Here is a 6,112-nt window from a genome sequence, read left to right as displayed (position 1 = left end):
TGTTCTCCTCGTTCTTGGAGACCAGCAGACGTCAGATCGTAGCTTCCGTCACTGTCCGATTTTCGGGGGGCAGCTCAATTCAACGATCCGACAGGTAACGAATTCCTGGCCGAGATCCGCGAAGGGCTGCAAGCCATCCAAGACGGTGACGGTGATCTGGCGCGCGTGGCAGCACGGTTGCAGGCCATCGGCGGGGCCGGTGACGAGGTGTTCCGGGCTGTCGAGCAATTGCAGGCGGCGACCGCTGATCCGGTGGGCCTGTCCCTTGAGGATGCGCGCGAACGGCTGACGACCATTGCCGAGGCTATCGGCCTATTCGGGGAAGAACTGGCCGCTATCGACGCGGCGGAACCGGGCGAACAGGCGGCGGCGGCCTATGCCCAACTGGCCGACCGCATGGCCGACGCGGCGAAGGCTGGCGACGTTCTCCGCTCTAAGCAATTCGCGGCGCTGTCCGATATCGTCAACAAGGCCGGATCTGCCGAGGAAAAGGTGCAGCTCATGCAGGCTGCGCTTGAGGCGAACGAAGAAGAACTAGTCGAGATTGTCCGACGCCTGGAAGAAAGCGAAAGCGGCGCGCGTGGCGTGGCCGGTGCGGCTGGCACTATCGACTTTAGCGGGGCTGCGGCGAGCGCGGGCGCTCTGGCTGATCAGCTTGGCCGAGCGCTGGCGAACGCTCAAGGGCTGGCAACGTCCGGTCTGGATGCTGTCGAACAAGCGCGGATCGAACTTGAGTTTGAGGGCGACCCGCTAGGCAAGGCTGGCGCTCTGGCTGCGCACCGCTTCGATAGCCAAGTAAACGTACCTACCGAGATTCTGGATAACGATACGGCGGCGGTCCTGGAGGGCGAGCGCACCGCCTATATCAACGCGGCTGTCGAGGCCGAGAAGTACCGGCAACAGCTTGCCAAGGTCCGCGAAGAACGCGCCAAGGCGGGCCAGTCGAGCGGCGGCGGGGGCGGATCGAAAGCCAAGGCCAAGACCGATGAACCGTCGATTCTGGATATCAGCCAAGAGCAGATCACGCAGCTTGAGCGGCAGATAGAGTTGATCGGGAAGACCGATGCGGAGATTGCCGAACTCACCCACAAGTACCTGCTGCTAGACGAGGCCAAGCGGCGCAAGCTGGACCTGGACGAGCGCGAGATAGAGACCGGGCAAACCCTGCGCGACCTGATCGACCAGCAAGCCGCGACGGTCGGGCGGCTGACCGAGGAACAGCGCCAAGGGGCACAGCAGGCGGAATTCTACGCGAGTCAGACCGCAGCACTTAAAGACGGCATTATTGACGCCATCGTGGAAGGCGAGAACTTTATCGGCACCCTGGGCAACATCGCCAAGGCATTCGCCAAGGTGCTGCTACAGGCGGCGTTGTTTGGCGAGGGACCGCTTGCCACCCTATTCGGGCAGGAAGCCGGTAAGGGGCTGCTGTCGGGCCTGCCGTTCTTCGCACGCGGCACGAACTTCGCACCGGGCGGGCCTGCCGTAGTCGGGGAACGCGGCCCGGAAATCGTGAACCTGCCGCGCGGGCGAGCGTCACGCCTAACCACATGATCGGGCCATCGGCACTAAACGTGCTCAAGGGCGGCGTAGGCGGCTCTACAGGCGGCGCAGCGGCATCACCGGAACCACAACTAGACGTGGCCGTGCTGCATTTCCGCAGCCAAGACGAATTCGATGCGTACCTGTCGAGCGCACGCGGGCGGCGCAAGCTTCGGGTTGTGAATGCCGAGGAAGGTTTCGGGGGCGGTAGTCCCCGGTGAGATATGGCGTTCGCATGGTGCGGGCGTCATGGGGGCGGCAAGTAACAGCCAGCCGCGAGCCGTCCCCGAATATTCGCGCTATCCATCGGCGCGCATGGCCGCTAAGGGGCCGGTGAAGGGGGGGTAGTTGATCGCCTCCCCTTCACCTTAACAAACCTTAGCTTACCTCTAGTTCAGCGACTTCGGCTTCCGCCGCGTATTCATGCGTCAGCCGGATAACGTCTTCAAGGCAAAGGGAGTATGGGACGGGTGTAAGGCCATCCGCTTCGACCCAACCGCCGACAACCTCATTGTAGCAGTAGATCGCATAGCCTCCACGTTTCGCCAACTTGAAGCCGTGTTTCTTGAGGCGCTGGGCGCACCGCTTTTCGAGGCGTTCGGCGGGTGTTGATTTGAATTCGGTCATCGGCATCGGAATGCTCCAAGGTTTGCGCACATCGCGCGATTTCAGGGAGTGAGCCTCTGCCGCACCAGTTTAGGGTGATGCCGCACCTACCGTTGCCGGTAACGCCCCGTCTGCGAGTTGGCTCTAACCCGTGACGCTGGGACGATTTCATAGAATAGTAACTACCGTGGGATTCGCCTGCAAGTGAAAAGCCCCGCCGAAGCGGGGCCTATCGTTACTCAGGGGCGGCGCAGGGCCGTTCTGATCGGTGCCGTTCAATCTCCCGGCTGATGTACCGGTCAATCTCCGATTGGGGCTTACCGGCCTTCACGGCGGCGACCACCTGCATAAACAGGTTCTCCGCGAAAGGCTGATCCTCGGCGGGGATATGGGCGAAGGCGCGGGCGATACGGTCGGCGGCGCTCATTGTTCGCCTCGACCGGTTGGCAGATCGTCGGGCCATCTGCTGTTGTCGCCAATCGCATTGTTCAGCCGCTCGACCTGCGGTTCCAGCGCATCCCGAAGGTTTAGCAACTCACGGGACGCGCGCAGTAGGGGGCGCACGTCTCCGCGAAAGAGCCAGTCCAGCGAAAGCCCGTTGTCGCAGACAAAGTTGATGCATGCATCTGATGGCGCGCCGTCCTCATCCAACAGGGATTCGGGCGGGCTGACCTGGAGGACTTCACAGGCCAAGTATACGCGCTGTCGCGCGTCTTCGTGGCGAATTTCGGCAGCCTGGGCGGCAAGGGCGTAAAGCGTGTCTGAAGCGGTCATTTTCAAGCGCTCTCCAACTGTGGGGACAGATGGTGTTCCGCGCACAAAAATCCCTGTAAGACCTTGATATTAAACAATGGCTGGCGGAGGCGGTGGGATTCGAACCCACGAAGGGTTGCCCCCTGCTGGTTTTCAAGACCAGTGCCTTCGACCGCTCGGCCACACCTCCGTCCGGTGCGGGGGTACACCGGGCCGCGACGGGGGGCAAGATCCCGCCAAGCCGGGGTTTCGTCGCTTCCCAATCACTGGCACATCCGATAGTCTGTCACGCAATATCTAGCCCACCCGCGGGTGGGGCAGGTGCGTTTCCCCGGACAGCCGCCAGAGAGCGGGATCCGGGGCTGCCGAGAGGGAGCAGTATGAGCAGGCAAAAGGCAAGCATCCGCCGCAGGCATGTCCTGGGGGTCCTCCTGTTGACCGCCGCCCTGGGTGGTTGCGGCCGGCTGGACGGGCTTGGTGACGCCACGGGTGCGGCCGCGGCATCGGCCAGCGGCGCGCCTGCGGCACCGGCGCAGAACGTGCGGGTCCAGGAACGCGACATCGAGCGGCCCGACATTTTCGCGCTCGAGGCGAAGGGCCTGTGGGACGGGCGGTTCAGCTTCGGCGACAAGTGGGTCGCGGTCGCCGCCAACGTCAAGGCCGAGCGCGTGCGCATCGTCAATCAGGCCAACGGCCGCGCCATCGAGGGCGCGCTGTTCCAGAAAGAGGACAACCTGCCCGGACCGCCGATCATGGTCTCGCAGAACGCCGCCGAGGCGCTGGCGATGCTGCCCGGCACGCTGACCGACATGAAGATCGTGGTGCTGCGGCGCGAGGTCGTTCCCGTGCAGCCCGATCCGGCCGCCGCGCCGACGCCGGCTGTCGCCGCCGGGCAGGTGTTCTCGGTGGACGGGGTCTCGACTGCCGCCATTCCCGGCACCGTCGCCCCCGCGCCGGCCGCACCGGCACCCGTGCCGGCGGCAGCGCCGGCCCACGCCGGCATCGACACCGCGGCGCTGGAGACGACCGCGCTGGCCGCGGTCGAGGCGGCGGCCACGCCGCCCGCCGCCACAGCACCCGCCGCAGCACCCGCCGTCTCGGCGTCCGGAACGTGGATCCAGGTGGTCAACGGCGGCAACCGCGACGGCGCCGAACTGACCCTCAAGCGGCTGAAGGACAACGGGTTGAACGGCGAGATCCGCCGCCACGGCAGCGACAGCGCGCCGATGTTCCGGGTGGTCGCCGGACCGTTCGCCGGCGGTGCCGCCTTCAACACGGCACTGGCCAAGATCAAGGGCCTCGGGTATCGCGACGCGTTCGCGGCCAGGTGATCGCCGCGACCGGGCGCCATAGGAGGAAACGCATGATCAGCAAACCGCGCGACACCCTGCTTTCGCTTGCCGCCGCGGCGGCGCTTCTGCTCGCGCCGCTGTCGGCCGCGGCATTCGAGACTGCCGCGCGATCGGCTTTGGTCGTGGATCACGCCACCGGCACGGTATTGCTGGAAAAGGACGCCGACGTGCCGCTGCCGCCCGCGTCGATGTCCAAGCTGATGACGCTGTTCATGGTGTTCGAGGCGCTGGAAGCCGGCAGGCTGTCGCTGGACGAGCGGCTGCCGGTCTCGCAGCAGGCGCAGCAGATGGGCGGCTCGACCATGTTCCTCGACACCACGGACAAGGTGCGGGTCGAGGATCTGATTCTGGGCGTCATCGTGCAGTCCGGCAACGATGCCTGCGTGGTGCTGGCCGAACGGCTGGCCGGCACCGAGACGGCCTTCGCGCAGCAGATGAACGTCCGCGCGCGGGAACTGGGAATGCTCGATTCCACCTTCGCCAATTCCACCGGATGGCCGCATCCCGACCACCGGATGAGCGCCCGCGACCTGGTGCGGCTGAGCACGCTGTTGATCGAGCGCTTTCCCCAGTACTACGAGTACTTCTCGGTACGCGAGTACGATTTCGACGGCCGCGCGCCGTCCAACCGGTACAATCGCAACCCGCTGCTCAACCTCGACCTGGGCGCGGACGGGCTGAAGACCGGCCACACCGAAGAGGCCGGTTATGGCCTGGTCGGCTCGGCAGTACAGAACGGCCGCCGCGTGACGATGGTGGTCACCGGCCTGGGCAGCTCGCAGGAACGGGTCGCCGAAAGCGAGCGGCTTCTGACCTGGGCGTTCCGCGAGTTCACCTCGCGCGAGCTGTTCCGCGCCGGCGAGACCATCGCGACGGCCGACGTCTGGATCGGCGCGGCGGGGCAGGTTCCGCTGGTCGCCGCCGACGCGGTGACCGCGGTCGTGCCGTGGGCGGAGAAGGACAACATCACCACCTGGGTCGAGTATTCCGGCCCGATCGAGGCGCCGATCGAGAAGGGGCAGCCGGTCGCCGAACTGGTGGTCACCGTGCCCGGCGTGGGCGAGACGCGGCATGCGTTGCAGGCCGCGGAAGGCGTCGGTCGCGGCGGCTTCATGTCCAAGCTTCAGGCCACGGCGCAGGTGCTGATGGGCCGAGCGATGACGGCCGCGCTCGGAGCCGGCGGATAGGCATGGGCGGAGCCGGCCGGCGCGGCCTGTTCATCAGCCTGGAGGGGATCGACGGCTCGGGCAAGTCGACGCAGGCCGGGCTGCTGGCCGAGCGGCTGCGCGAACGCGGCATCGCGGTGCACCTGACGCGCGAGCCCGGCGGCTCTCCGGGGGCGGAGGCGATCCGGTCGCTGCTGGTCGAGGGCGACCCGGCCCGCTGGTCGCCGGAAACCGAGATCCTGCTGTTTACCGCCGCCCGCCGCGACCATCTGGAGCGGGTGATCCTGCCGGCGCTCGCGCGGGGGGTGATCGTCGTGTGCGACCGGTTCGCGGACAGCACCCGCGTCTACCAGGGCGCCGCGCGCGCGGATTTGCGCCGGACCGTGGACGCGTTGCACGATCTGATGATCGCCACCGAACCGGACCTGACGCTGATCGTCGACATGGACCCGCGGGCGGCGCTGTCCCGCGGCCTGGCGCGGTCCAGCGGCGAGGACCGGTTCGAGGACATGGGCGCCGCTTTCCAGGAACGGCTTGCCGAGGGCTTCCGCAGGCTTGCCGAGGATGCGCCCGACCGCTGCCGCCTGATCGACGGCGCCGGCGCGCCGGACCAGGTGGCCGCGCGGATCTGGGCGGCGGTGGAGCCGTTGCTCGCCCGGCGGCTGGGCCCGGCCGGCGTGACGTGATACCCGC

Annotated in this window: 7 protein-coding genes and 1 tRNA gene; 4 read left to right on the top strand and 4 right to left on the bottom strand. The window is 66.7% G+C overall.

Going from position 1 to position 6,112, the window contains the following annotated elements:
* Window positions 1–165 precede the first annotated feature (165 nt).
* Complete coding sequence (locus GE300_RS09565) at window positions 166–1,554, top strand: hypothetical protein (protein ID WP_154446324.1); 1,389 nt, start codon at window positions 166–168, stop codon at window positions 1,552–1,554.
* Window positions 1,555–1,920: 366 nt separating this feature from the next.
* Here the strand turns inward: GE300_RS09565 and GE300_RS09560 are convergent, their stop codons facing one another.
* The 4 genes from GE300_RS09560 to GE300_RS09545 form a co-directional block, all read right to left on the bottom strand.
* Window positions 1,921–2,175, bottom strand: coding sequence for a hypothetical protein (locus tag GE300_RS09560; RefSeq protein WP_154446323.1), 255 nt, complete (start codon window positions 2,173–2,175; stop codon window positions 1,921–1,923).
* 208 nt (window positions 2,176–2,383) lie between these two features.
* A complete protein-coding gene (locus GE300_RS09555) occupies window positions 2,384–2,575 on the bottom strand; it encodes a hypothetical protein (protein WP_154446322.1) in 192 nt (63 codons plus the stop codon).
* Complete coding sequence (locus GE300_RS09550) at window positions 2,572–2,928, bottom strand: hypothetical protein (protein WP_154446321.1); 357 nt, start codon at window positions 2,926–2,928, stop codon at window positions 2,572–2,574. The genes GE300_RS09555 and GE300_RS09550 overlap by 4 nt, the downstream gene beginning before the upstream one ends.
* A 75-nt stretch (window positions 2,929–3,003) precedes the next feature.
* Window positions 3,004–3,091: transfer RNA gene (locus GE300_RS09545), tRNA-Ser, on the bottom strand.
* Between the two features lie 244 nt (window positions 3,092–3,335).
* Between GE300_RS09545 and GE300_RS09540 the strand changes: the two genes are divergently transcribed.
* From GE300_RS09540 to tmk, 3 genes are read left to right on the top strand one after another with little or no spacing between them, the layout of a single operon-like run.
* Window positions 3,336–4,232 carry an SPOR domain-containing protein gene (locus GE300_RS09540; protein ID WP_233416901.1) on the top strand — a complete coding sequence of 299 codons (897 nt, stop codon included), beginning with the start codon at window positions 3,336–3,338 and terminating at the stop codon, window positions 4,230–4,232.
* 32 nt (window positions 4,233–4,264) lie between these two features.
* Window positions 4,265–5,440, top strand: a complete 1,176-nt coding sequence (locus GE300_RS09535) for a D-alanyl-D-alanine carboxypeptidase family protein (RefSeq protein ID WP_154446319.1) — start codon at window positions 4,265–4,267, stop codon at window positions 5,438–5,440.
* A 2-nt stretch (window positions 5,441–5,442) separates the two neighbouring features.
* Entirely contained in the window at window positions 5,443–6,105 is a 663-nt protein-coding gene (gene tmk / locus GE300_RS09530; RefSeq protein WP_154446318.1) for a dTMP kinase, read from the top strand.
* The last annotated feature ends 7 nt before the right edge of the window (window positions 6,106–6,112 follow it).

Source organism: Halovulum marinum, assembly GCF_009697225.1.
Lineage (GTDB): Bacteria > Pseudomonadota > Alphaproteobacteria > Rhodobacterales > Rhodobacteraceae > Halovulum > Halovulum marinum.
The sequence above is the reverse complement of the archived record's forward strand: the minus strand, read 5'-3'. Positions and strand labels throughout refer to the sequence as shown.